Below are 22125 nucleotides of genomic sequence, written 5' to 3' on the forward strand. Positions count from 1 at the left end.
TTGATGGAGAGAAGGTAGCTGACGCCTATCGGTGTGGATGTGCGGCTACGCACAGGCCCGCAGGGCGGCAGGGTTTCCCCGCCGTCATTTCATTGGAGGGGCGCAGCACCGAAACAATCCAGAGCCGTATCGCAGGCTCGGATTGTTTCATTGGACAGCAATGACGCCGAAGCAATCAGGACAGTCGCTCAGGCCGCCGCTTTCTTCGGCGTCAGCAGCTTGCGGTTCATCAGCACTTCCGCGATCTGCACGGCGTTGAGCGCCGCGCCCTTGCGCAGATTGTCGCTGACGCACCAGAGCACGAGGCCATTATCGACCGTCGGATCTTCGCGGATGCGCGAAATATAGGTCGCGTCCTCGCCCGCCGCTTCATGCGGCGTGATGTAGCCGCCGGGTTCGCGCTTGTCGATGACGAGAACGCCCGGCGCCTCGCGCAGGATGTCGCGCGCTTCATCCGCCGAGATCGGCTTCTCGAATTCGATGTTCACCGCCTCCGAATGGGAGATGAAGACCGGCACGCGCACGCAGGTGGCGACGAGCTTGATCTTCGGATCGAGGATCTTCTTCGTCTCCGCGACCATCTTCCACTCTTCCTTGGTGAAGCCGTCCTCCATGAAGACGTCGATCTGCGGAATGAGGTTAAAGGCGATGCGCTTGGGGAATTTCTTGGCCTCGATCGGGTCCGAGACGAAGACCGAGCGCGTCTGCGCGAAGAGTTCGTCCATCGCGTCCTTGCCGGCGCCCGAGACGGATTGATAGGTCGAAACCACCACACGCTTGATGGTCGCGGCGTCGTGCAGCGGCTTCAGCGCCACGACGAGCTGTGCCGTCGAGCAGTTCGGATTGGCGATGATGTTCTTCTTGGTGAAGCCCGCCGTCGCGTCCGCGTTGACCTCCGGCACGATCAGCGGCACGTCCGGATCCATGCGCCAGGCCGAGGAGTTGTCGATGACGACGCAGCCTTGTGCGCCAATCTTGGGCGACCAGTCCTTGGAGACGCTTCCGCCCGCGGACATCAGGCAGATGTCCGTGTCGGAGAAGTCGTAGGTGTCGAGATGCCTGCACTTCAGCGTCTTGTCGCCGAAGGAGACTTCGAGGCCGATAGAGCGCGAGGAGGCGAGCGGCACGACCTCCGACACCGGGAAGCGCCGTTCCGCCAGAATGTCGAGCATCTCGCGGCCCACATTGCCCGTGGCGCCGGCGACGGCGACCTTATACGCCATTTTGAACTCCATCCGGCCTCCGGCCGGCGGTTAGAAGGGAAGTCCGACCGACATATTGCCCGAGGGCGTCACATTGACGGTGTTGTTCTTGCTCGGCGCCGGGTCCGGGTCCCTGCTATCCTTGGGCTTGGGCGGCGCCTTGCCGGGCGACCAGCCCTCGAGCTCTCCGAATTGGCGGTTCGGCCCGGAAGCGGCCGCGCCGGTCTTGCCGCCCTGCGCCGGCTGCTGCGCGGCGGCGTCGGCGCCCTTCTTGCCCTTGCGCTTGACCTGAACAGACGAGCCGCCGGACGTATCCAGCGCCTTGGGGTCGAGCTGCAATTCCTGGGCGATGGCGGCTTCGGCGCCCACGCCGATCAGGAAAGCCGCGAAGACGATGGATCCACGAAAAAGACGCGCGCTAGAACGCATGGCCTTGTTCTCCCAAAACAGTGAGCCGTCCTAACGCCGCAATGCGGCGGGATCAAGCGCCCGCCTCCTGCTCGGCGATCGCCAGGTTCTTGAGTTCGGCGATGGCCGCGGCGGGAGAAAGGCCCTTGGGGCAGACCTTGGTGCAGTTCAGGATCGTATGGCAGCGGTAGAGGCGGAAGGTGTCGTCGACATAGCCGATCCGCTCCTCTTTCGCCTCGTCGCGCGAATCCTGAACCCAGCGATAGGCCTGGAGCAGCGCCGCGGGGCCGAGATAGCGGTCGGAGTTCCACCAATAGCTCGGGCAGGCGGTCGAGCAGCAGGCGCAGAGAATGCACTCATAGAGTCCATCGAGCTTGGCGCGATCCTGCGGCGACTGGAGGCGCTCCTTCTCCGGATTGGCGCCCGCGTGCAGCCAGGGCTCGATCGCCGCATGCTGCTCGTAGAAGATGGTGAGGTCCGGCACGAGGTCCTTGACCACGCCCATATGCGGCAGCGGATAGAGTTTGATCGGCCCCTCGATCTCGTCCATGCCCTTGGTGCAGGCGAGCGTGTTCACCCCGTCGATATTCATCGAGCAGGAGCCGCAAATCCCTTCGCGGCAGGAGCGGCGGAAGGTCAGCGTCGAATCGACCTTGTTCTTGATCCAGATGATGGCGTCGAGCACCATCGGCCCGCAGTCGTCCATGTCGACGAAGAAGGTGTCGATGCGCGGATTGGCGTCGCTGTCGGGATTGTAGCGGTAGATCCTGAATTCGCGCAGATTCGTCGCGCCCTCCGGCTTCGGCCAGACCTTGCCCTCGGCGATGACGGAGTTCTTGGGGAGGGTGAATTCGACCATTTCAGTAAACCCTCGCCTTCGGCTCGATGTAAGCGACCTCGTTCGTCATGGTGTAATTGTGCACCGGTCGGTAATCGATCCCAACCGACTTCCTCTCCCGATCGATCGAGGCCAGCGTGTGCTTCATCCAGTTCGCGTCGTCGCGCTCGGGGAAGTCCTCACGGGCGTGCGCCCCGCGCGATTCCTTTCGGTTCGCCGCCGATTCCATCGTCACCACCGCCTGCACGATGAGATTGTCGAATTCGAGAGTCTCGACGAGATCGGAGTTCCAGATCAGCGAGCGGTCGGAGACCTTCGCGTTCGCCGCCTCCCGCCAGACCTCGTGAATGCCCGCGACGCCCTCGGCGAGCACCTCGCCCGTGCGATAAACCGCGCAATGCGACTGCATCACGCGCTGCATCTTGTCGCGCAGCTCGGCAGTCGGCGTTGCGCCATTGGCGTTGCGGAAGAAGTCGAGGCGCGTGAGCGGCAGTTCCGCCGAATCCGCCGGCAGCTCCGGCTGCGACTGGCCGGGCGTGACGAGTTCCGCGGCGCGAAGCCCCGCGGCGCGGCCGAAGACGACGAGGTCGATCAGCGAATTGGAGCCGAGACGATTGGCGCCATGCACCGAGACGCAGGCCGCTTCGCCGAGCGCCATGAGGCCCGGCACCACGGCGTCCGGATTGCCGTCCACCTTGCGCAGCACCTCGCCGTGATAATTCGTCGGGATGCCGCCCATGTTGTAATGCACGGTCGGCAGGATCGGGATCGGCTGGCGCGTCACGTCGACGCCGGCGAAAATCTTCGCGCTCTCCGAAATGCCCGGCAGGCGCTCGTGCAAAATCTGCGGATCGAGATGCTCGAGATGCAGATAGGCGTGGTCCTTGCGCTTGCCGACGCCCCTGCCCTCGCGAATTTCGACCGTAATGGCGCGCGAGACCATATCGCGCGGCGCGAGGTCCTTCACGGAGGGCGCGTAGCGCTCCATGAAGCGCTCGCCCTCGCTGTTCGTGAGATAGCCGCCCTCGCCGCGCGCGCCCTCGGTGATGAGGCAGCCCGCGCCGTAAATGCCGGTCGGGTGGAACTGCACGAACTCCATGTCCTGCAACGGCAGGCCGGCGCGCAGCACCATGGCGTTGCCGTCGCCCGTGCAGGTATGGGCCGACGTCGCGGAGAGATAGGCGCGGCCATAGCCGCCGGTCGCGAGAATGGTGAGCGCCGAGCGGAAGCGGTGGATCGTGCCGTCGTCGAGCTTCAGGCAGACGACGCCGCGGCAGGCGCCCTCGCTGTCCATGATGAGGTCGATCGCGAAATATTCGACGAAGAACTGCGTCTCGTGCTTGAGCGCCTGCCCGTACATGGTGTGCAGCATGGCGTGGCCGGTGCGGTCGGCGGCGGCGCATGTGCGCTGCGCGGGCGGGCCCTTGCCGAAATCGGTCGTCATGCCGCCGAACGGGCGCTGATAGATTTTGCCCTCGGTCGTGCGCGAGAAGGGCACGCCCCAGTGCTCCAGCTCATAGACCGCCTGCGGCGCGTTGCGGCACATATATTCGATCGCGTCCTGGTCTCCGAGCCAGTCGGAGCCCTTGACGGTGTCGTACATGTGCCATTTCCACTCGTCCGGCCCCATGTTGCCGAGCGCGGCGGCGACGCCGCCCTGCGCCGCGACCGTGTGCGAACGGGTCGGGAAGACCTTGGTCACGCAGGCGACGTTCAGCCCCGCCTTGGCGCAGCCGACCACGGCGCGCAGGCCGGCGCCGCCGGCGCCGACGACCACCACGTCGAATGTATGGTCGGTGATCGGATAGGCCCGCCCGCCGATGGAAACGGAATTCGCAGCGCCAGTGGCAACCATGATTGCAGCCTTTTTATCGTTGTACGGCTCTTCTTTTGAAACCTGCGCTTACTTCGGCGCTGCGATCAGCATGATCCCCAGCGTCCAGGCGGCGGCGATCGCGATGGCGGCGATCTTGTTCCAGTAAAGCGCCTTCTCCTTCAGCGCCGCGTCGTGGACATAGTCCTCGATGATTTCGATCATGCCCTGACGCGCATGGATCATGCCGAGGACGCCGAAAGCGACCAGCACAATGGCGGGAATCGGACGGCCGATTTCGGCCTTCACGCCCTCCAGCGTCTTGCCGACGAGGCCTGCGAGCCACCAGGCGGACAGGAGGCCCAGCGGCGCCAGCGCATAGGACGAGAGGCGCATGAAATGCGCGTGGACGGAGCCCTCGCGATCGGAGACATAGGCCGCCCCCTGTCCCGTGCGGCCGCTTTTGAAATGAGTCGGAACCGACATAGACGAGCCTTTCCTCAGCCGACGAGAGACTTCAAGATCCACAGCGCCACGGTCAGACCGACACCGCCATAGAGGGTAGCCTGCGCGAGGAACTCCCGGCCCTGCGGATCCATATACAGGACGCGGTCCCAGAGCGCGTGTCGCACGCCGCCAAGCAGATGGTGAAAAATCGCCCAGGTGGTCAGGAAGACGATCAACCCGCCGATGAAGCCGGAGGCCAGCCAGCCGGTAAGGGCGTGCAGCCACCCGCCAAAGCCGGCCCCGAGCAGAAAGAGCGCCATCAGCGCCATGCCCAGATAGAGCGCTGCCCCGGTGATGCGATGGGCCATGGACATCGCCATCGTCAGCCACGGCCTGAAGATGGTCAGATGCGGCGACAGCGGGCGCCTTGCGGCGCGCTCGTCGATTCCAGCGTTTGCCATGCTTGCTTCCTCTTTCGCGCCTCTACGGAATGGTTCTGAAAAGCGCCCTAAGAAGTGGATAATTCAAATGGTGCGGCGCCGCAACTCCGCCATTTTCGACCACGGGCCAAGGAGTGAATTTCCTTCGACCGCTCACCTTCTGGCAATGGCGAGCGTGAGCAACGCCGCGAGCGACAGGGCGGCCAGAACGCCGCCCGCGGCGAAGGTCGCCCCCGGGCCATAAACGTCCCAGAGCTTCCCGGCGGCGAGGCTCGCGATCAACAGCGCCAGTCCGCCGGCAAGATTGAACACCCCGAAGGCGGTGCCCCGCAGCGCCCCCGGCGCCGCGTCCGCGACGAGCGCCGCGAAAAGCCCCTGCGTCAGCCCCATATGAAGCCCCCACAGAACGACGCCGACCCAGACGAGCGGGAGCGACTGCGCCTGAGCAAGGGCGACATCGGCGAGGAGCAGCATGAAAATTCCGACAGCCAGCGGGGAAATCCGGTCACCGCGGTCCGAAAACGACCCCGCCGGATAGGAAGCGCCAGCGTAAACGACGTTCATGACGACCAGAACGAGCGGCGCGAGTGCGTCCGGCAGGCCGACGGTCGCGGCCTTCAGAATGAGAAACGCCTCGGAGAAGCGCGCGAGGCCGAAGAGGGTCGCCACCGCCACGACCAGCCAGAACCGGCCGCCCAGCCGTTTCAGCTCTTCCCAATGCAGCGGAAAGCGGGCCGGCCGCGCGGGGCGCGTGTTCTCCGGCTCGCTGACGCCCGCGGCCAGGACGATCACGGCCAGAACGGCCGGAATCGTCGCGACCCAGAAGACCGTCCGAATATCGTCGACCGTCAGCCACATGGCGACGACGGCGACGGCGGGGCCGAGAAAGGCGCCGACCGTGTCGAGCGATTGCCGCAGGCCGAAGGCGGCGCCGCGCAATTCCGGCGGCGTCACGTCGGCGACGAGCGCGTCGCGAGGGGCGCCGCGAATGCCCTTCCCGACACGGTCGATGAAGCGCGCCGCCATCACCCAGGCGACATCGGGCGCGAGGGGAAACATGGGCTTGGTCGCGGCCGCGAGGCCATAGCCGAGGATCGCAAGGAGCTTGCGGCTGGCGAACCAGTCCGACACGGCCCCCGAGAAAATCTTGACCACCGACGCCGTCGCCTCGGCGACGCCCTCGATGACGCCGACCTCCGCCATGGTCGCCCCCATCGCGCCGACGAGATAGACCGGCAGCAGCGCATGGATCATCTCCGAAGAGAAATCCATGAGCAAAGAGACGAGCCCCAGCGCCCAGACGCTTGGCGGAATCTGGCGGAGACGGGCGGTCCGGATAGGGGAATCGTCAGTCATCCATTGCTTCTAGCACGAAGCATGCGCCCTCGGTCAGCAGGCGCTTTCCCTTGAAAATCTTGGCGCGCGGGCCGCTTGCCGGACACCGTTCTCCCGCTAACTCCCGCCTAGGGAAGGCAAGATGCGGGCATCTCATTACACCTATCGCTTCATCGCCCAGGCGGCGCTTATCGGCGTGATGCTGGCCGCGGTGGACTTCGGCCTGTTCGAGGCGCTGAGCCATATGATGCGGTGAAGGGATGGCCGGGACAGGCCCGGCCATGACGGGCGAGGGCGGCTGCGAGGAATGCCGGGGCGCTCTCTCCCGTCATGCCCGCGCTCGACGCGGGCATCCACGGGACCGACGGTCATTTCGCGGCAATGTCGATCTTCTTCTCTTCACTCGTGGTCTGGGCCGACTTGGGCAGGACCACTTTCAGCACGCCTTTTTCGAACGTCGCCTCGATCTTGTCGACGTCGACATTCTCCGGCAGGCGGAAGCTGCGCCTGAACGAGCCGTAGCGCCGTTCGGAGAAGAACATGCCTTCGTTCTTTTCCTCGCGCTCCATCTTCTTCTCGCCGCCGATCACAAGCCCGCCGTTGGCGACCTTCACTTCCACGTCCTTCTGGTCGAGGCCTGGAAGCTCCGCCGTGACTTCATATTCGTTGTCGCGTTCGACGAAATCGACGGGGGGCGTTCCCTGCCAGCCCATGAATCCGAAAGGCTCCATGTCGCCTGTGCGTTTCTGCAAGGGCGCCTCGTCGAAGAAACGGTCGAGCTGCCGACGCAGCGCCTCGAAGGGGCGCCAGTCCCACATGTCGGGAGAGATCAGCGCGCCACCATCCTTTTTAACCGGGGCGTTTTGCTCCTGAGCCATTTTTTCTCCTCCGTTCAGACAATGGTCATCCAAAAACAAATTTGAGCGACGTTCGTCGCCTCGACACGATAAAAATTCTGCGTCTTCCGCGCCTGATTCAAGCCTGGCCTTTTGCGCCAAATGTCGCGCTCATTCCTCGAGCGACAGCAGCCCGGCGTCCCCGCCGCTCGACGCCGTATTGATGGTCACTGTCGTCTCGCGCAGGAAGCGTCGCAGATAATCCGGGCCGCCCGCCTTGGGCCCCGTGCCGCTGAGGCCGAAGCCGCCGAAAGGCTGGCTGCCGACGACGGCGCCGATCATGTTGCGGTTGACATATATGTTGCCCGCCGGCGCGCGGCGCGCCGCCGCCTGCATCCGCTCCTCGATGCGGGTTTCGAGCCCGAAGGTCAGCCCGTAGCCGCTCGCCTCGATCTCTCCGATCAGCGCCTCGAAATCGGCCGCGCGCCAGGTCGCGACATGCAGCACGGGGCCGAAAACCTCTTCCCGCAACTCCGAGGCGCGCCGGAGACGAATGACCGCCGGCGCGACGAAGGTTCCCTTGGCCGGGGCCTCCCCCGCAAAGAGCAGCCGCCCTTCGGCCTTGGCGTGGGCAATGTAGCGGTCGAGCTTGTCCTTGGCCTCCGCGTCGATGACCGGCCCGACATGCACGCCGATCTCGCGCGGGTCGCCGATGCGCAGCTCTTTCGCGGTGCCGATGAGGGTCTCGATGGCGCCGGGCACGATTTCCTCCTGCAGGCAGAGGAGCCGCAGCGCGGAGCACCTCTGGCCCGCCGAGCGAAAGGCGGAGGCGAGCACATCGTCGACCACTTGCTCGATGAGCGCCGTGGAATCGACGATCATGGCGTTGACGCCCCCCGTCTCCGCGATCAGCGGGGCGAGCGCGCCCGCGCGCGCCGCGAGCGCGCGATTGATGTGCTGCGCCACCTCGACGGAGCCGGTGAAGACGACGCCGGCCGTCCACGGATCGGCGACGAGCGCGGCCCCGATCTCGCCCGCGCCGGTCGCCAGTTGCAGCGCCGCGCGCGGGACGCCCGCCTCATGAAGGAGCGCGACGGCTCTTGCGGCGATAAGCGGCGTCTGCTCCGCGGGCTTGGCGACGGCCGCGTTGCCGGCGACGAGCGCGGCGACGACCTGCCCGAGGAAAATCGCTAGCGGGAAGTTCCACGGCGAGATGCAGACGAAAACCCCGCGCCCGCCGTAGCTCAGCCGGTTGTCTTCGCCCGTGGGGCCGGGAAGCCTGATCTCGCGACAAAGGAGACGCGCCTGATTGGCGTAATAGCGGCACATGTCCGCCGCCTCGCGCAATTCGGCGAGGGCGTCGTCGAGCGTCTTTCCGGCTTCGCTCTGCAAGAGCGCGAGAAAGACGCCGCGCCGCGCCTCCAGCAGATCGGCGGCGCGCTCCATGATGCGCGCGCGCGTTTCGACAGGCGTCGCATTCCAGGCGGGAAAGCCCCGCGCCGCGTCGGCCACCATGGCGCGCGCGGTTGTCTCGTCGCTCTCCGCCACGAGGCCGATGGCCGCGCCGTCGATGGGCGAGAAAACCGGACGCGACGGCGCCCCGGCGGAAATCGTCGGATGCGTCTCATGGGAGCCCTGCGCCGCGCCGATTTCGGAGCACAGCGCCGCGAGCGCGGCTCTGTCGCCGAATTCGACGCCTTTGGAATTCGCCCGCAACGGTTCGTAGATTTCGGCCGGCAAACGCAGGCGCGGATGGCGGGCGCGGTCTGGATCGCCGATCGCGTCATGCGGGTCGGCGATGAGCGCCGCCTCGGGGGTCTCGGGATCGGCGGCGCGCGCGACAAATGAAGAATTCGCGCCATTCTCGATCAGCCGCCGGACGAGATAGGCCAGAAGATCGCGGTGCGGCCCCACCGGCGCATAGATGCGCACGGGCGCGTCGCTGATTGCGGCCAGCGCCTCGTAAAGCGGTTCGCCCATGCCGTGCAGGCGCTGGAATTCATAGTCCGTCCGCTTGCCGGCGCGGGCGAGAATTTCGGCGACGCTGCGGGCGTTGTGCGTGGCGAACTGCGGATAGAGACGCGGCGCGTGAAGGAGCTGCGCGGCGCAAGCGTCATAGTGGAGATCGGTCATCGCCTTGCGGGTGAAGACCGGATAATCGGCGAGCCCCCGCTCCTGCGCGCGCTTGATTTCGCTGTCCCAATAGGCGCCCTTGACGAGACGCAGCATGAAACGGCGATCATGCGCCTCGGCGAGGGCCAGCGCGTAATCGATCACGGCGCTCGCGCGTTTCTGGTATGCCTGCACGGCAAGACCGAAACCGTCCCAGCCCGAAAGCGATGAATCGGCGACCACGCGCGCGACAACATCGAGCGAGAGTTCGAGGCGGTCGGCTTCTTCCGCGTCGATCGTGAAGGCGAGGTCGCGGTCGCGCGCGAGCCGTGCGAGCTCCAGGACGCGCGGCGGCAATTCCTGCAACACGCGCGCGCGCGAGATCGCCTCGTAGCGCGGATGCAGGGCGGAAAGCTTGACGGAAATGCCGGGGCGCGCGGGCAGCGGTTCCGCGCCCGCCTGCGCGCCAATAGCCTCGATCGCCGCCGCATAGGCGTCGAAATAGCGGGCGGCGTCGGCCGCGCTGCGGGCGCCCTCGCCGAGCATGTCGAAGGAAAAGCGCTCGCGGCGCCCCCTGGCGCGGGAGAGCGCGTCGCCGATCGTCTCGCCGAAGACGAAATGCGCGCCCATCAGCCGCATGGCCTGCCGCGCGGCGAGGCGCAGCGCGGGAAGCCCCATGCGTCGCGCCAGATCGGCGACGAGGCCGCGCGGCTCCCCCTGCCCGACGAGACGCGCCGAGAAGCCCAGCGCGAAGGCGCAGGCCTGCACGAGCAGCACGTCGGACTCAGCCGCGTGATGAGAGAAATCGCCCGCGGCGAGCTTGTCGACGATGAGCTGGTCGGCGGTCGCGTCGTCGGGCACGCGCAGCAAGGATTCCGCCAGCGCCATGACGGCGAGACCCTCGCGGGACGAGAGCGAGAACTCGTGAAGAAAGTCCTCGACGCCGCCAAGGGAGCCAAGGGCGCCAAGCGCGCCGCGCTCGCCGCGCATACCGCGAATGAGCTTGCGCGCAAGCTCTCCGATGGCGCGGCGCGTTTCGAAATCTGGCGGATTCGCAATCAGGCGCGCGGCGAGGATCTCGTCCGGCGGGGCATAGGGCGCGGCGAAGGGCGGCGGCGGGTCTTTGGGCATGGCGGCAAGCAGCGCCTTGTTCAAGTTCCTGTCTGGAGGATATGGGCGCGCAGGGGCATTCCGGCAAAGGGCGGCGTGCCCTCGGTTTCAGCGGCGGCTCTGCTCGTCTATGACTGAAGGCCCGAGTCGATCGTCAGGAGATGTGGATGCCCGCCTATTTCATTTGCACGATGACCATCCACGACCCGGAGACCTATCGCAAATATACGGCGCTGACGCCCGCCACCGTCGCCCGCCATGGTGGGAAATTCCTCACGCGCGGCGACGAGGTCGCCACAGTCGAAGGGCCGCACGTCGCCGAGCGGCTGGTGATCCTCGAATTCCCCGACCGGGAGACGGCTCTGGCCTGGTACAATGATCCGGATTACCAGACTGCCTGCGCGTTCCGCCGCGCGGCGTCGACGGGCCGGATGATCCTCCAGGAAGGGCGCGAGAACACGCGCGACCCCGATCCGATCGTGTGACGGCTCGCGGGGCTCAGATCTTGTCGCCCTCGGCGCCCGGCGTGACGCAGCGCCAGCGCGTGACCGTGACATTGGGATGCTCGCCCGACCACTGGGCGATATAGGGCATGGCCTGCATGACGCAGTTGCGCGTCGACCCCGTGGCGGACTCGAGCGTCAGCCGGCGTTCGTCGCAGGCCGTCGGCTGGGAGATGGCGCAGACAGTCAGGATGAGTTGGACGAAATTCATCGGCAACCCCTTGCATGAACGCCGCCCATCGGCGGCGTTCGATATCAAGCAAGGGTAATGCCGGTCAGGCGGGGGTCAATATCTCGCCCTTGCCATAGACCGCCGTGTCGCCGCCAAAACGCTGCAGTCTTTGCGAGAGCAGCGCCGAGGCCGCGGCGCTGTCCGCCTTGAGGCCGCGGGCGAAAAGACCCGCAAAGGTGAAGACATGCGGTCCGCAGTCGACATAGGTCGGCGGAATCTCCGGGCGCCGCGCCAGAATGATGGAGCCGCGCTTGTTGAGATAGCCGACGCGGCCCGAGGTTTTGCCCAGCGCGATGATGGTGCCCGCGATGAAGCGGGAGCCGAGGTCGTCGCCGGCGTCTCCCTCGATGATGAGAATGCCGCGCCGCAGCCGGTCGCCGGCCCGCGCGCCAACCTTGCCGCGCACGACGACCCGCCCGCCCGACATGCCGGCCAGCTCGCCGGCGAGCGGAGCCGCCAGCATCTCGCCCGCGTCGCCTCTGATCTCGATATGCGCGCCCTCGTTGCCGGAGGCGGCATAGGCCCCGGCCCCGCCGGAAACCGTGATCGCGCCGCCCTTGGCGAGGCGGCCGAGCTCAAGACCCACGTCTCCCTCGACATGGATCGAGAAGCCCGGCAGCAGCTTCGCGCCAAGCCGGTCGAAGCGCGCCGAACCGCCCTCGTAGCGGACATTTTTCAGATCGCCTTCGGCGAGCTTGAACAGATCGCCGACCTTGGTCGAGGCGCGGGTCGTGCCGAGTTCGATCTTCTCGATCGCGGCAAGGGATTTGCCGGCGAGGCGGTCGGGCGTCAGCGCCGAGAGGTCGACGCGCTGCGGCGGCTCCTGGCGGAGCGTGAAGGTGAAGGGCTTCACGGCAGCAGATCCTTCAGATGATAGTGGAACGGCCCGAGCTTGCCGCCGTAGTTGCCGGCGCCGACGCGTTTCGCGCCCTTCTCGGGCCCAAGATCGATGATCGCCTTCAGGCCCGCGCGCATGGCCTGACGCACCGCCTCGTCGCTCAGACCGTCGATGACGATCTCCAGCGTGCAGCCGATATCGCTTTCCAGCGCGGTCTTGGTCACGCCCTTCAGCGTCGGGCAATAGGCGTCATTGGTCGAGGCGCTCATGCCCTTGTATTGCGAGCCGACCTTCGAGCCGGAGCGGACGATGCCGCCGGGGAAGGGCATGATCGCGTCCGGGACCGCATGGATGGCGTTCACGCCCGCCTCGGTGGCGCGCATGGTCGATTCCCAATCCGCGCCCATCACCAGCAGATTGCCGCCGCCGACGCATTTCTTGAGCACGCCGACCTGGCCCTCGACGAAGAACTCGCCGTCCATCACCGGCACGCGCCAGAAGCGGCGCCCGTCGATCGCCTTCGAGGTCTGCCATTTGTCGCCGAACTGGCGCATCGAATCGCCGACCTTGATCTTCAGATCGCCGTCGAAGGCCGAATAAAGCGCCGTCCCGGGACAGGTGAGGATGCACTGGCCGACACGATTGACCAGCGCCTTCTCCGCGCCCTTCGTCGAGAAGGCGAAGAACAGCAGTCTGACGCCCGGACGGCCGTCGGGCGTCTCGTCTTCGGAAAGCTCAGCGTCGATTCCCGCCTCGCAATCGCAGCCAATGACGGACGTGGCGTAGCCCGTGGCCGTCGCCGCCGCCTGATTGGCCCATTTGCGCGTGGGCGCCGTGACGATGAGTCCCGTCGCGGCCATGGGGAAGGCTTCGGCGAAACTGTCGTCGATCCGAACGCCGTTGCGAACTATACCTTGCATGCGACCTCCGCAAAGGCGTCCTTGTGCGGCAGAGCTGCGTCCGGCACGTCGAAAATGCCGCGCGGCAGCCCGTAAAGCTCTTCGTAATAGCTGTCGAGCCGCTTGTTGATGGCCTTGTCGAAGCGCGGGCTGATGTGCAGCGTCCTGCCGCGACGGTAGTGCGAGACCTCGCCGTCACGCACCACGAGGTCGCCATCCTTGAAGACATAGGCCGCGCGGCGGAACATGCCCGCCTTGTCGCTGCTCTCCTTGTAGATCGCAATATCGGCGATGGCGCCGGGCGCCAGCGCGCCACGGTCGGTGAAGCCGAAGAGCTTCGCCGCGCCGGAGCGACTCATCTGCGCGAGCTCATAGTAGGTATATTCGCGCGTGATCGACGGCAGCGTCGTGTGCGCCAGCACCTCGGCCGGCAGACGCGACATGACCTGCGCGCGCAAATCCGCGCTCATCAGCAACGCGAACAGCTCCGGATAGGCGGTGAAAGGGCCGCCGTTCGGATGGTCGGTCGTGAAGAAGACCTGCTCGGGGTTCTTGATGAGCAGGAACAGCTCGAGGCCCGCCGCCCATTGGATGGCGTTGTAGTAGTTCGATATCTTGTAGGCGTAGGGCACGATGCCGCCGCCGTTGGCGTCGCCGTCGAATATCGCGCCCTTCTTCGGACTGCCGCCGGGCATGCTGTTGAACTGCTTCAGCACGTCCGAAGAGATGGTCACCGTCTGCGAGAACATCACCTGGCCGACGTCGACCGTGACGTTCGGATTGGCGTTGATCTTCTCCGCGAAGGCCGCCGCGGCGGAGGAGAAGGCGTTCGCGCCTTCCGTGCCATAGGCGTAGAACTGCACATGGGCCAGATGCAGCGGCAGGCCCTGCGACGCGTCGATCGTGTCGAGCGCCGTCTGAATATTGCCGGCGATGCCCAGATTGTTCATGTGCAGATGCAGCGGGTGATGAACGCCCACAGCCTGCGTCGCCTTCTGTAGCGCTTGGAAAATCTTGCGCGACGAGAGGCCGTAGAAGGGCACCTCGTCGTCGAGCCCGAAGGCGCGCATGTTCTCCTTGAAGGCCTCGCAGCCGCCCGGATTGATGCATTTGAGGCCCAGCGACTTCGTGCCGCTCACCGTCTGGGCGACATAGTCGTTTATCGCGCTTTCCGATTCGCCCGCGCGCAACTGGCGCAGCAGGAAGTCGTCGTTGCCGAGGACGGTCAGCGCGCCTTTGTCGATGATCGGCACGTCGTTCAATTCGAAATGCGTCTGCAACGAATGATGCGGCGCCATCGCCGGCTCGACAACCGTGGTGAAGCCCATCTGCGCGTAAAGGCGCCCGGTCTCATAGGTCGACCATTTGGCCGTCGAGAGCGGCGTGCCGGAAACGCGCGCGCGAATCGCGCGGTGAAGCTCCGGCAGCAGCAGGCGCGCCGTGTTCACATTGCCGCCGGCGATGTGGGAGTGAATGTCGATCGCTCCCGCCATGACGATATGGCCGGCGCAGTCGATTTCCTTGTCGGCTTTGCCGCCCGCGGGCGGCGCGACGATGCGGCCGTCTTCGAACCAGACGTCGCCGACGCCGTCCCGGCCGGTCGCCGGATCGACGACATGGCCGCCACGCAAAACTGTCAGCAAGGCGCGACCTCCGAAACATTCGCCATGATGGCGTCGATGACATGCGCGACCGTCGGCGCGTCGGTCGGCGCCGTGGCCGTGCGCAGCGTCAGGCCGCCGGTCTCCTGGGCCATGAGCACGGCGTCATGCGTGACGCCGGGCCGACCAACCTCGATGTAAAGCCCATGCGCAGGCTCGGCGCCCGCCGGGGCCAGCGTGACGAGCGGAATGTCCCGCCGCGCCCAGGGCGGAGCCTCGCCGTCGAAGGCGGAAATCCACAGGGCGGCGTCGGCCTCGCCGCTGTCCACGAGGCGCGCGGCCTCGAAACGCCAGGGATCGTGCTCGGGATAGCCGCGGCCAAAGCCGGTGCGCGGCGGAAAGCCCGTCATCCAGCCCGCCGTCTGGGTGACGCCCGCGGCGCCGGCGCGGCCGCCGATATGGACGCCCGTGAAGCGCGTCGTGACGTTGAGGTCGGTCACGAGCGCCTGCATCATCTCGATGGCCAGCGCGTCGAGCCCGATCGCCGCCGCCCACACGAAGCAGCCGAAGCGAGCCCCCTTCAGCGTCTCGGCGACGCCGTCGATCAGTTCGAGCTTCGCGGCGTCGAACGCCAGGGGACGGCCGCCGACGCGCGCGCGCCATGCGGCAAAGACGCCGGAAATTTCCTCGAGGCTCGCCGGGATGATCTTGGCGCCCGGAACGGCGCCGGCCTCGCTCGCATCCGGCCCGAGCCAGATGACCTTGCGCGGCTGGCCCGCCTGCGAGCCATGGCGCGGCGGCTGATCGAGCGCAAGGCGCTCCAGCATGCCGGGCCATTGCCGGGTCAGGCCGGGGCCGACGAGCACGACCACATCGGCGCGGACGCGGGCCTCGTTGGCCGTCGTCGTGAACATGCCGAAGGAGCGTTTCACGTCCAGGTCCGCGAGAGAATCGCGCGACGCCAGATGATCGAAGGCGCCCCGCAGCCGCTCCGCGAGCAGGATCGCCGCACGGGCGCCGGGAACGTCGGCCCCCAGCCCTCCGACGAGAGGGAAAGTCGCGCCGCTCAGAATGCGAGCCGCCTGCCTGTAGGCGTCTTCGAGCGCAATCGCTTTGCCGTCGAGCGTCGCCTTGCTCATCCGCTTCCTGCCTTGTGCCGCTTGGCGGTTGTCGAAAATGCCGCGCGGCGCATTGCCGCGCGAGCCTGAAGTCGCCCTCGCTATGCCGGCGGCCGGAGGAAAACTCAAAGGCTTTTTTGTTTGATGCGCTTCGGGCCGGGCCGCTGTCGCCGGCGCCCCTACCGAATGCGGACTATGCCTAGCAGCCGTCAGGCCCCGTGTCGAGAACCTAGGCGCCATATGCCCGACCGGAGGCGACGAAGCGCGCGATTCGAGCAAAGAGGAAAGCCGGGGGGCCTCCGCCGTCGTAGCCTTTCCGCCCCTCCAACAGCTCGCGAGGGGGCCAATTGCACCGTCAACATGAACATGATAATGCTCTCGCCGAGCTCGAACCTGCCCCCGTCGCCCGACCCGAGAAGTCGAGGACATTCAAGAGCAGGATGCAGCCGACAGAGTTCCAAACGGAGGAAATACAATGGCCTGGACCACCCCTGTGATCGTCGAAGTTTGCGTGGGCATGGAAGTCACCGCCTACTCGTCGGCTGAAATCTAAGGATTTCAGGCGAGTCGCCGCCTTTCCGGCGGTCTCTCCACAAAAATCGAGCCGGTAGGAATAGCGCCGCGACATGCCGGCGTCTCTTACTCGGCTCGATTTTTTTTGCCCAAAATCCAGGAGGCCGCGCCGCCCGCGGAGCTGATATGAGACATCCGATTCTCGCCGCCCTTCTTCTGGCCGCCACCTTTACGCCCGCGCCCGCGGGGGCCGGAGCGCCCGACGCCGGAAAGCTCCTCGACGAGGCGAAGGCTCTCTTTCAGCCGCTCCCCCCTGCCCCTGTCGCCAAGGACCCCGTTCAGGCGGCCCGCGTCGAGCTCGGCCGGCGGCTGTTTTTCGAGAACCGCGTGTCCGAGGACGGCAATGTGAGCTGCGCGCATTGCCATTTGCCGGACAGGCAGGCGAGCGACGGCCTAGCGAAGGCGATCGGCGTCTTCGGCAAGGAGAATCCGCGCAATGCGCCTTCGGTGTTCAACTCCGCGCTGAATTTCAAGCAGCATTGGCGCGGGGACCGCGAATCGCTCGAGGATCAGGCTGAAAAGTCGCTGCTCGGCCCCGCGAGCTTCGGCAATCCCGACCAGGCGGCGGCCATGGGCAAGCTGAAGGCCGTGCCCGCTTATCCGGAGGCGTTCGCCAAGGCGTTCCCCGGCGAAAAGGATCCTGTGACTTCAAAGAACTGGGGCCTCGCCGTCGCCTCCTTCGAGCGAACGCTGCTCACGCCCTCGAAATTCGACGCCTTCCTCGCTGGCGACCTCAAGGCGCTGACGCCGCAAGAGCTTTCCGGCCTGCGCCTCTTCATCGATACGGGTTGCGCTGGCTGCCACAATGGGCCGGGCGTCGGCGGGAATTCCTTCCAGAAGTTCGGGGTCGTCGAAGACTATTGGAAAGAGACCGGCGTGAAGACGCCCGACAAAGGCCGGGCCGATGTGACCAAGAACGACGCCGACCTCTATGTCTTCAAGGTTCCGGGCCTGCGCAACGTGGCGAAGACCGACCCCTATTTCCACGACGGCTCGGTCGCGCAACTGGCGAAGGCCGTGGAGATCATGGGGAAGACGCAGCTCGGCAAGTCGTTGTCTCCGCAGGAGACGGCCGACATCGTCGCCTTCCTCGGCAGCCTGACGGGGGCGGTCCCGGCGAATTATTCGGCGCCCGAGCCCTTCCCGGACGCGAAGTAGGACCCTCTCTGACGCGAGGGAGCAGGCGCTGGATCACGCCAGCTTCTGCTCCAGCGCGATCTTCATCAGCTCCATGGGCGTACGGGCGCCGAGCTTGCGCTTCATGATCGAGCAGCTATTGGCGATGGTCTTGTAGGAGACCTGCGTCGCCTCGGCGATTTCATTCATGCCCAGTCCCGCGCCCAGCATGCGCAGGATCTCGAGCTCCCGCGCCGTGAGGGCCGCGAGCGGACCCGCGCCGCCGCCTTTCTCGAAGGCGAGTTGATTGGCGATCTTCGGCATCAGAAACACGCCGCCCGCCGCGACCTCGCGCACCGCCGTGACCAGCAGATAGGGATCGTCGTTCTTGGTGACATAGGCTTTCGCGCCGGCGTCGATGGCGCGCGCGGCGAAGATCGGATCGTCGTTCATGCTGAAGACGACGATGCGCGCCGCGGGGTCCTCCTGCAGGATACGGCGCGTCAGCTCGAGACCCGACACGCCCGGCATGGCGATGTCGACGACCGTCACATCGGGCCTGTGCGCGAGGAAAGCGGCGAGACCCGTCTCCGCGTCGCGCGCGTCGACGACGTCGATGTCGCCCTCCCCCGCGAGCATGGCGGCGCAGCCCGCGACAATGATCGGATGGTCGTCAACGATAAGAACCCGCATCTTTCCTCCTCGCGCCTGAAGATTGACCGCGGGCGCCGCCTTCGTAAAGTCTGCAGCCAACGGATAAGGAAAGCGGCGATGCTGCAAAGTCTGTCCTTGCGCGCGCGGCTGTCTCTCCTGCTCGGCGGCGTGATCGTCTGCGGCCTGGCCTTTGGCGTCGGGCTCCTGATTCTCCACGCCGGCGCGCGCGTCAGCGCAGAGGCCGAAGGCGCGACGCGGCTCGCGCGCGATCTGGTCGAGGCCACTCTGCCCCGCCTGAGCGGCGCGGCGAACCCCAAGGCCGAACTCGACGACCTTCTCCAGGATGTGCGGCGGCTGCGACACGTGCGGGTCGGCGTCGAAGCCGAGGCCGAGCCGCCGCCGAAATCGAAGACTCCCGCGCCCGACTGGTTCAGCGCGCTCGTGTTTCGCCCTCCGCCGCCCGCGCGAATCGCGACGCCGCTCGGCGCCGTGGAGATCGCCGCCAATCCGGCCGATGAAATCGCAGAGATTTGGGAGGAGATCGTCTGGCTCGCGATCGGCGCGGCCGGCGTCGCGGGCGTCGCCTTCGCGCTCGTCTCCTACGCCGTTTCCCGCACATTGAGCCCCATCGGCGCGCTCTCGGACGCGCTGCGGCGGCTGGAGCAAGGCGACTACGACGTGCGCGCGGACGCCGATGGGCCGCCGGAATTCATCCTGATCGCAGAGCGCATCAACGCGCTCGCTGCAACGCTGCGACGGCTGGACGATGAAAACCGGCGCCTGGTGCGCCGCATGATTCATGTGCAGGACGAAGAGCGACGCGACATTGCGCGCGATCTTCACGACGAAATCGGCCCCTTCCTCTTCGCCATTCGCGCTGGCGTCGGGGCGTTGGCGCGCAAGGCCCGTAGCGGCGCTGATCCCGAAGTCCTCGTTGAAGACTGCACGAAGATCGACGCGCAGATCGCGGCGCTGCAGCAGGTGAACCGCCGCATTCTGGGCCGGCTGCGCCCAGCGGCGCTCTCCGAAATGGGCCTCGCCGACGCGCTCGAGGCGCTCGCGCGCGGCTGGCGGGAGACGCGGGCCGGCGTGACGATCGATCTCGCCCTCGACGGCGCACGCGGGCCGATCGACGAAACCACGGCGCTCACCGCCTATCGCGTGGCGCAGGAGGGGCTGACCAACGCCTTCCGCCATTCCGGCGCGCGCCGAATCCGCCTGAGCGTCTCTCGGGAACAGGAAACGCTGCGCATCGAGGTCGAGGACGACGGCGCCGGATTTTCAGCGGGCGGGGGCGGCGGATTGGGGCTCAGAGGCATGAGCGAACGCGTCGCCGCGCTCGGCGGGAGGCTGACCTTGACGAATGCTCCCGGAGGCGGCGCGAAGCTTTCCGCGGAGCTGCGGCGATCTGGGTCAAAACCGTCTCGAATTCGGGAAAAATTCCCGGACCCGTCATGACACGATCCCGACAAAACCGTTATTTTTCAGAACTGTAGCCAATAGGCCACAGGCCGGGAATATTGGCGGGCGCAGCCTCTCCCGTCGATACGATGAGGGCGCGAAACGCTATAAGCGGGAGCATGGAAATCCAACTCGTGGCCCCCGGCACAATGGCTAAACTTCGATCTCTGACCACTCTCGGCGCTGCGCTCCTCTCATCGACCGCCCTTGCCCAGCAGACCCTCCCGACCATCGAAGTCGGCGGCGCGCCCCTGCGCTCCACGGCGCCGCGTCCCGCGCGCCCCTCCGCCGCCCAGGGTCCGAGCCGGCCCGTCGCCGCTGCGGCTGCGCCCGCGGCCCAGCCCGCCGCGCCCGGCGCCGGCGCCGGCGCGGGGCAAGTCTCTCCGGTCGTCATTCAATATGCGGTTCCGGCGGCGACCTACACGCTCTCGTCCAAACAGTTGCAGAACACGCGCGGCTTCGAGCTCGTCGACAATCTGCTTCGCCAATCCCCCGGCGTGAGCGTCAACGACGTCACCGGCAATCCTTTGCAGCCGCAAGTTGATTTTCGCGGCTTCTTGGCCTCGCCGGTCGCCGGCACCCCGCAGGGCCTCGCCGTCTATCAGAACGGCATTCGCATCAACGAAGCCTGGGGCGACAATGTCTATTGGGACATGATCCCCAACATCGCCATCGACCGCTCGACGATCGTCACCGGCAATCCGCTTTTCGGCCTGAACGCCATCGGCGGCGCCGTCGTCCTCGATATGAAGAACGGCTTCACTTATCAGGGCCTCGAGATCGACGGGCGCGGCGGCAGCCGGGGGCGACGGCAGGGCTATGGCCAGTTCGGCGTGCAGTCCGGCCCCTACGCGGCCTATCTCGCGCTGGAGGCGCTGGGCGACAATGGTTACCGCTACTTCTCCGGCGGCCACATCAAGCGCCTTTACGGCGACATCGGCTACCGCGGCGACCAAGCCGAGATCCACGCCAATGTGACCCTCGCGGGCAACAAGATCAACGGCACCGGCCCCGCACCGGTCGAAGACGTGACGCGCAATCCCTGGGCTGTGTACACCACGCCCCAGTCGCAGAAGAACACGCTGTCGATGTTCGACGTCAACGGCAATGTGCAGGCGAGCCCGAGCTGGAAACTCTTCGGCGACGTGCATTACCGCGCTTTCGACCAGGCCCGCGTCGACGGCAATACGACCGAGTTCGAGTGTGAGCCGGGCGAAGCCATCTGCGAAAACAGCAACGGCGATCCAACCTCCATCCCGAATTTCTTCGACGGACAGGTTCAACTCGGCGCCGTCGACCGCACCTGGACGCGCTCGCGCACCATCGGCGGGACCGTGCAGGCGACGAACGACGACGTTTACTTCGGCTTCCACAACAAGATCACTTTCGGCGCCAGCCTCGATCAGGGCTGGACATCCTTCAGCGCCATCCAGGAGCTGGGAATTATTCCGCCGACCCTCGCCGTACAGGGGATCAACTATTTCGTCGATGAGCCGGCGAGCGACATCTCGCCCGTAAAGGTCACTGCGGGCAACTCCTATCTCGGCGTCTATGCGCTCGACACGCTGGACGTCACCGACCGGCTGAAAATTACCGCAGGCGCGCGGTTCAATCGCGCGGGGATCAGCCTATACGATCTGCGCGGCACGGCGCTCAACGGCGCGGGCGTCTATACGCGCATCAATCCCATGGCCGGCGCGACCTATGAAGTGTTGCCGAACACCTTTGCCTACGCCAGCTACTCTGAGGCGAATCGTGCGCCGACGCCGCTCGAGCTCGGCTGCGCCGACCCCGCGCGCCCCTGTTTGCTCGACACCTTCCTTGTCGCCGATCCGCCGCTCAAGCAGGTCGAGTCGAACACGACGGAATTCGGCATGCGCGGCACGGTGGAAATCCCCAAGGTCCTCCCGGCGGCGGGCGACTATTTTCCCGGCGTGGTGACGTGGAGCGGCGGCGTCTTCCGCACCAACAACTTCAACGACATTCTTGCCGTGCCCAGTTCGATCAACGGACGCGGCTATTTCACAAACGCAGGTTCCACGCGGCGCGAGGGCGTGGAAGTGGCGCTGCGCTATGCGGACGAGAGTCTCTCGGCCTATGTCAACTATACGATGACGATCGCAACCTTCCGTTCGACAATTCTGCTGGGCGCGCCCGACAATCCGCTCGCGCAGCTTTACGGCAATGGCTCGATCATGGTGACGCCCGGCGCCAATCTCTCCTCGGTCGCGCCGCATCGCTTCAAGGCGGGCGCGGATTACGCGGTCACGACGCAGTGGAAGGTGGGCGCCGACTTCCAATACACTGCGGGGTCCTATATCCGGGGCGACGAGATCAACATCGGCGCGCGGCTTCCGTCCTACGCCATGCTGAACCTGCGCACCTCCTATCAGATCACGCCGAACCTTCAGGTCTACGGCCTGTTCGAGAATGTGACCAACACGCGCGCGAGAACCTTCGGCTCCTGGTTCGACACGAATGACATCGCCTTCCTGACCTACACAAATCCGCGCATGGTCTCGCTCGGGCCGCCGACCGGCATCTATGGCGGCGTGAAATTCACCTACTGACCCCGACAGACTTGCGGCC

20 protein-coding genes are annotated in these 22125 nt (G+C 66.2%); 5 read left to right on the top strand and 15 right to left on the bottom strand.

Translation table 11 applies throughout. The annotated features are described in order from the left end of the window. Positions 1 to 188 precede the first annotated feature (188 nt). From WOC76_RS14975 to putA, 9 genes are all read right to left on the bottom strand, one after another. Entirely contained in the window at positions 189 to 1223 is a 1035-nt protein-coding gene (locus WOC76_RS14975) for an aspartate-semialdehyde dehydrogenase (RefSeq protein ID WP_341105760.1), read from the bottom strand. Between the two features lie 30 nt (positions 1224 to 1253). After that, complete coding sequence (locus WOC76_RS14980) at positions 1254 to 1631, bottom strand: hypothetical protein (RefSeq protein ID WP_341105758.1); 378 nt, start codon at positions 1629 to 1631, stop codon at positions 1254 to 1256. A 52-nt stretch (positions 1632 to 1683) separates the two neighbouring features. Beyond that, a complete protein-coding gene (locus tag WOC76_RS14985) occupies positions 1684 to 2469 on the bottom strand; it encodes a succinate dehydrogenase iron-sulfur subunit (RefSeq protein ID WP_341105757.1) in 786 nt (261 codons plus the stop codon). A 1-nt stretch (position 2470) separates the two neighbouring features. Continuing rightward, positions 2471 to 4303 carry a succinate dehydrogenase flavoprotein subunit gene (gene sdhA / locus WOC76_RS14990; RefSeq protein ID WP_341431476.1) on the bottom strand — a complete coding sequence of 611 codons (1833 nt, stop codon included), beginning with the start codon at positions 4301 to 4303 and terminating at the stop codon, positions 2471 to 2473. Positions 4304 to 4351: 48 nt separating this feature from the next. Then, the gene (gene sdhD, locus WOC76_RS14995) at positions 4352 to 4747 is read right to left on the bottom strand and encodes a succinate dehydrogenase, hydrophobic membrane anchor protein (RefSeq protein ID WP_341105755.1); all 396 of its coding nucleotides are present in this window, start codon (positions 4745 to 4747) and stop codon (positions 4352 to 4354) included. A 14-nt stretch (positions 4748 to 4761) separates the two neighbouring features. Further along, positions 4762 to 5169, bottom strand: a complete 408-nt coding sequence (gene sdhC, locus WOC76_RS15000; RefSeq protein ID WP_341105753.1) for a succinate dehydrogenase, cytochrome b556 subunit — start codon at positions 5167 to 5169, stop codon at positions 4762 to 4764. A gap of 132 nt (positions 5170 to 5301) precedes the next feature. Beyond that, positions 5302 to 6504 (bottom strand): MFS transporter, encoded by a 1203-nt coding sequence (locus tag WOC76_RS15005; protein ID WP_341105751.1) that lies wholly within the window; start codon positions 6502 to 6504, stop codon positions 5302 to 5304. 347 nt (positions 6505 to 6851) lie between these two features. Next, positions 6852 to 7361, bottom strand: a complete 510-nt coding sequence (locus WOC76_RS15010; protein ID WP_341431477.1) for an Hsp20/alpha crystallin family protein — start codon at positions 7359 to 7361, stop codon at positions 6852 to 6854. A 129-nt stretch (positions 7362 to 7490) separates the two neighbouring features. Further along, positions 7491 to 10562 carry a bifunctional proline dehydrogenase/L-glutamate gamma-semialdehyde dehydrogenase PutA gene (putA, locus tag WOC76_RS15015; protein WP_341389862.1) on the bottom strand — a complete coding sequence of 1024 codons (3072 nt, stop codon included), beginning with the start codon at positions 10560 to 10562 and terminating at the stop codon, positions 7491 to 7493. Positions 10563 to 10708: 146 nt separating this feature from the next. Between putA and WOC76_RS15020 the strand changes: the two genes are divergently transcribed. After that, positions 10709 to 11026, top strand: a complete 318-nt coding sequence (locus WOC76_RS15020) for a DUF1330 domain-containing protein (RefSeq protein WP_341105750.1) — start codon at positions 10709 to 10711, stop codon at positions 11024 to 11026. A 13-nt stretch (positions 11027 to 11039) separates the two neighbouring features. Here the strand turns inward: WOC76_RS15020 and WOC76_RS15025 are convergent, their stop codons facing one another. From WOC76_RS15025 to WOC76_RS15045, 5 genes are all read right to left on the bottom strand, one after another. Then, positions 11040 to 11255, bottom strand: a complete 216-nt coding sequence (locus WOC76_RS15025) for a hypothetical protein (RefSeq protein WP_341105749.1) — start codon at positions 11253 to 11255, stop codon at positions 11040 to 11042. A 64-nt stretch (positions 11256 to 11319) separates the two neighbouring features. Next, positions 11320 to 12129 (bottom strand): formylmethanofuran dehydrogenase subunit C, encoded by an 810-nt coding sequence (locus WOC76_RS15030; protein WP_341105748.1) that lies wholly within the window; start codon positions 12127 to 12129, stop codon positions 11320 to 11322. Continuing rightward, complete coding sequence (gene fhcD / locus WOC76_RS15035) at positions 12126 to 13034, bottom strand: formylmethanofuran--tetrahydromethanopterin N-formyltransferase (protein WP_341105746.1); 909 nt, start codon at positions 13032 to 13034, stop codon at positions 12126 to 12128. The genes WOC76_RS15030 and fhcD overlap by 4 nt, the downstream gene beginning before the upstream one ends. Then, complete coding sequence (locus WOC76_RS15040) at positions 13022 to 14656, bottom strand: formylmethanofuran dehydrogenase subunit A (protein ID WP_341105744.1); 1635 nt, start codon at positions 14654 to 14656, stop codon at positions 13022 to 13024. Before WOC76_RS15040 ends, fhcD begins: the two co-directional genes overlap by 13 nt. Further along, complete coding sequence (locus WOC76_RS15045; RefSeq protein ID WP_341105742.1) at positions 14650 to 15753, bottom strand: formylmethanofuran dehydrogenase; 1104 nt, start codon at positions 15751 to 15753, stop codon at positions 14650 to 14652. Before WOC76_RS15045 ends, WOC76_RS15040 begins: the two co-directional genes overlap by 7 nt. A gap of 454 nt (positions 15754 to 16207) precedes the next feature. Between WOC76_RS15045 and pqqA the strand changes: the two genes are divergently transcribed. Further along, positions 16208 to 16285, top strand: a complete 78-nt coding sequence (pqqA, locus tag WOC76_RS24365) for a pyrroloquinoline quinone precursor peptide PqqA (protein ID WP_154420341.1) — start codon at positions 16208 to 16210, stop codon at positions 16283 to 16285. A 146-nt stretch (positions 16286 to 16431) separates the two neighbouring features. Beyond that, entirely contained in the window at positions 16432 to 17463 is a 1032-nt protein-coding gene (locus WOC76_RS15050) for a cytochrome-c peroxidase (RefSeq protein WP_341431478.1), read from the top strand. A gap of 33 nt (positions 17464 to 17496) precedes the next feature. On the opposite strand, the gene WOC76_RS15055 is transcribed toward WOC76_RS15050, so the two are convergent. After that, the gene (locus tag WOC76_RS15055) at positions 17497 to 18114 is read right to left on the bottom strand and encodes a response regulator transcription factor (protein ID WP_341105739.1); all 618 of its coding nucleotides are present in this window, start codon (positions 18112 to 18114) and stop codon (positions 17497 to 17499) included. A 78-nt stretch (positions 18115 to 18192) separates the two neighbouring features. Between WOC76_RS15055 and WOC76_RS15060 the strand changes: the two genes are divergently transcribed. Beyond that, a complete protein-coding gene (locus WOC76_RS15060; RefSeq protein WP_341105737.1) occupies positions 18193 to 19533 on the top strand; it encodes a histidine kinase in 1341 nt (446 codons plus the stop codon). Positions 19534 to 19655: 122 nt separating this feature from the next. After that, positions 19656 to 22106, top strand: a complete 2451-nt coding sequence (locus WOC76_RS15065) for a TonB-dependent receptor (protein ID WP_341105735.1) — start codon at positions 19656 to 19658, stop codon at positions 22104 to 22106. The last annotated feature ends 19 nt before the right edge of the window (positions 22107 to 22125 follow it).

The organism is Methylocystis sp. IM3 (assembly GCF_038070105.1).
Lineage (GTDB): Bacteria > Pseudomonadota > Alphaproteobacteria > Rhizobiales > Beijerinckiaceae > Methylocystis.

Coding starts and splice junctions, on each gene's coding strand:
- WOC76_RS15050 (WP_341431478.1), top strand. CDS start 16,432: ATGAGACATCCGATTCTCGCCGCCCTTCTTCTGGCCGCCACCTTTACG.
- WOC76_RS14980 (WP_341105758.1), bottom strand. CDS start 1,631: ATGCGTTCTAGCGCGCGTCTTTTTCGTGGATCCATCGTCTTCGCGGCT.
- WOC76_RS15005 (WP_341105751.1), bottom strand. CDS start 6,504: ATGACTGACGATTCCCCTATCCGGACCGCCCGTCTCCGCCAGATTCCG.
- WOC76_RS15060 (WP_341105737.1), top strand. CDS start 18,193: ATGCTGCAAAGTCTGTCCTTGCGCGCGCGGCTGTCTCTCCTGCTCGGC.
- pqqA (WP_154420341.1), top strand. CDS start 16,208: ATGGCCTGGACCACCCCTGTGATCGTCGAAGTTTGCGTGGGCATGGAA.
- fhcD (WP_341105746.1), bottom strand. CDS start 13,034: ATGCAAGGTATAGTTCGCAACGGCGTTCGGATCGACGACAGTTTCGCC.
- sdhA (WP_341431476.1), bottom strand. CDS start 4,303: ATGGTTGCCACTGGCGCTGCGAATTCCGTTTCCATCGGCGGGCGGGCC.
- WOC76_RS15065 (WP_341105735.1), top strand. CDS start 19,656: ATGGAAATCCAACTCGTGGCCCCCGGCACAATGGCTAAACTTCGATCT.
- WOC76_RS14985 (WP_341105757.1), bottom strand. CDS start 2,469: ATGGTCGAATTCACCCTCCCCAAGAACTCCGTCATCGCCGAGGGCAAG.
- WOC76_RS15025 (WP_341105749.1), bottom strand. CDS start 11,255: ATGAATTTCGTCCAACTCATCCTGACTGTCTGCGCCATCTCCCAGCCG.
- WOC76_RS14975 (WP_341105760.1), bottom strand. CDS start 1,223: ATGGCGTATAAGGTCGCCGTCGCCGGCGCCACGGGCAATGTGGGCCGC.
- WOC76_RS15045 (WP_341105742.1), bottom strand. CDS start 15,753: ATGAGCAAGGCGACGCTCGACGGCAAAGCGATTGCGCTCGAAGACGCC.
- sdhD (WP_341105755.1), bottom strand. CDS start 4,747: ATGTCGGTTCCGACTCATTTCAAAAGCGGCCGCACGGGACAGGGGGCG.
- WOC76_RS15010 (WP_341431477.1), bottom strand. CDS start 7,361: ATGGCTCAGGAGCAAAACGCCCCGGTTAAAAAGGATGGTGGCGCGCTG.
- WOC76_RS15020 (WP_341105750.1), top strand. CDS start 10,709: ATGCCCGCCTATTTCATTTGCACGATGACCATCCACGACCCGGAGACC.
- putA (WP_341389862.1), bottom strand. CDS start 10,562: ATGCCCAAAGACCCGCCGCCGCCCTTCGCCGCGCCCTATGCCCCGCCG.
- sdhC (WP_341105753.1), bottom strand. CDS start 5,169: ATGGCAAACGCTGGAATCGACGAGCGCGCCGCAAGGCGCCCGCTGTCG.
- WOC76_RS15055 (WP_341105739.1), bottom strand. CDS start 18,114: ATGCGGGTTCTTATCGTTGACGACCATCCGATCATTGTCGCGGGCTGC.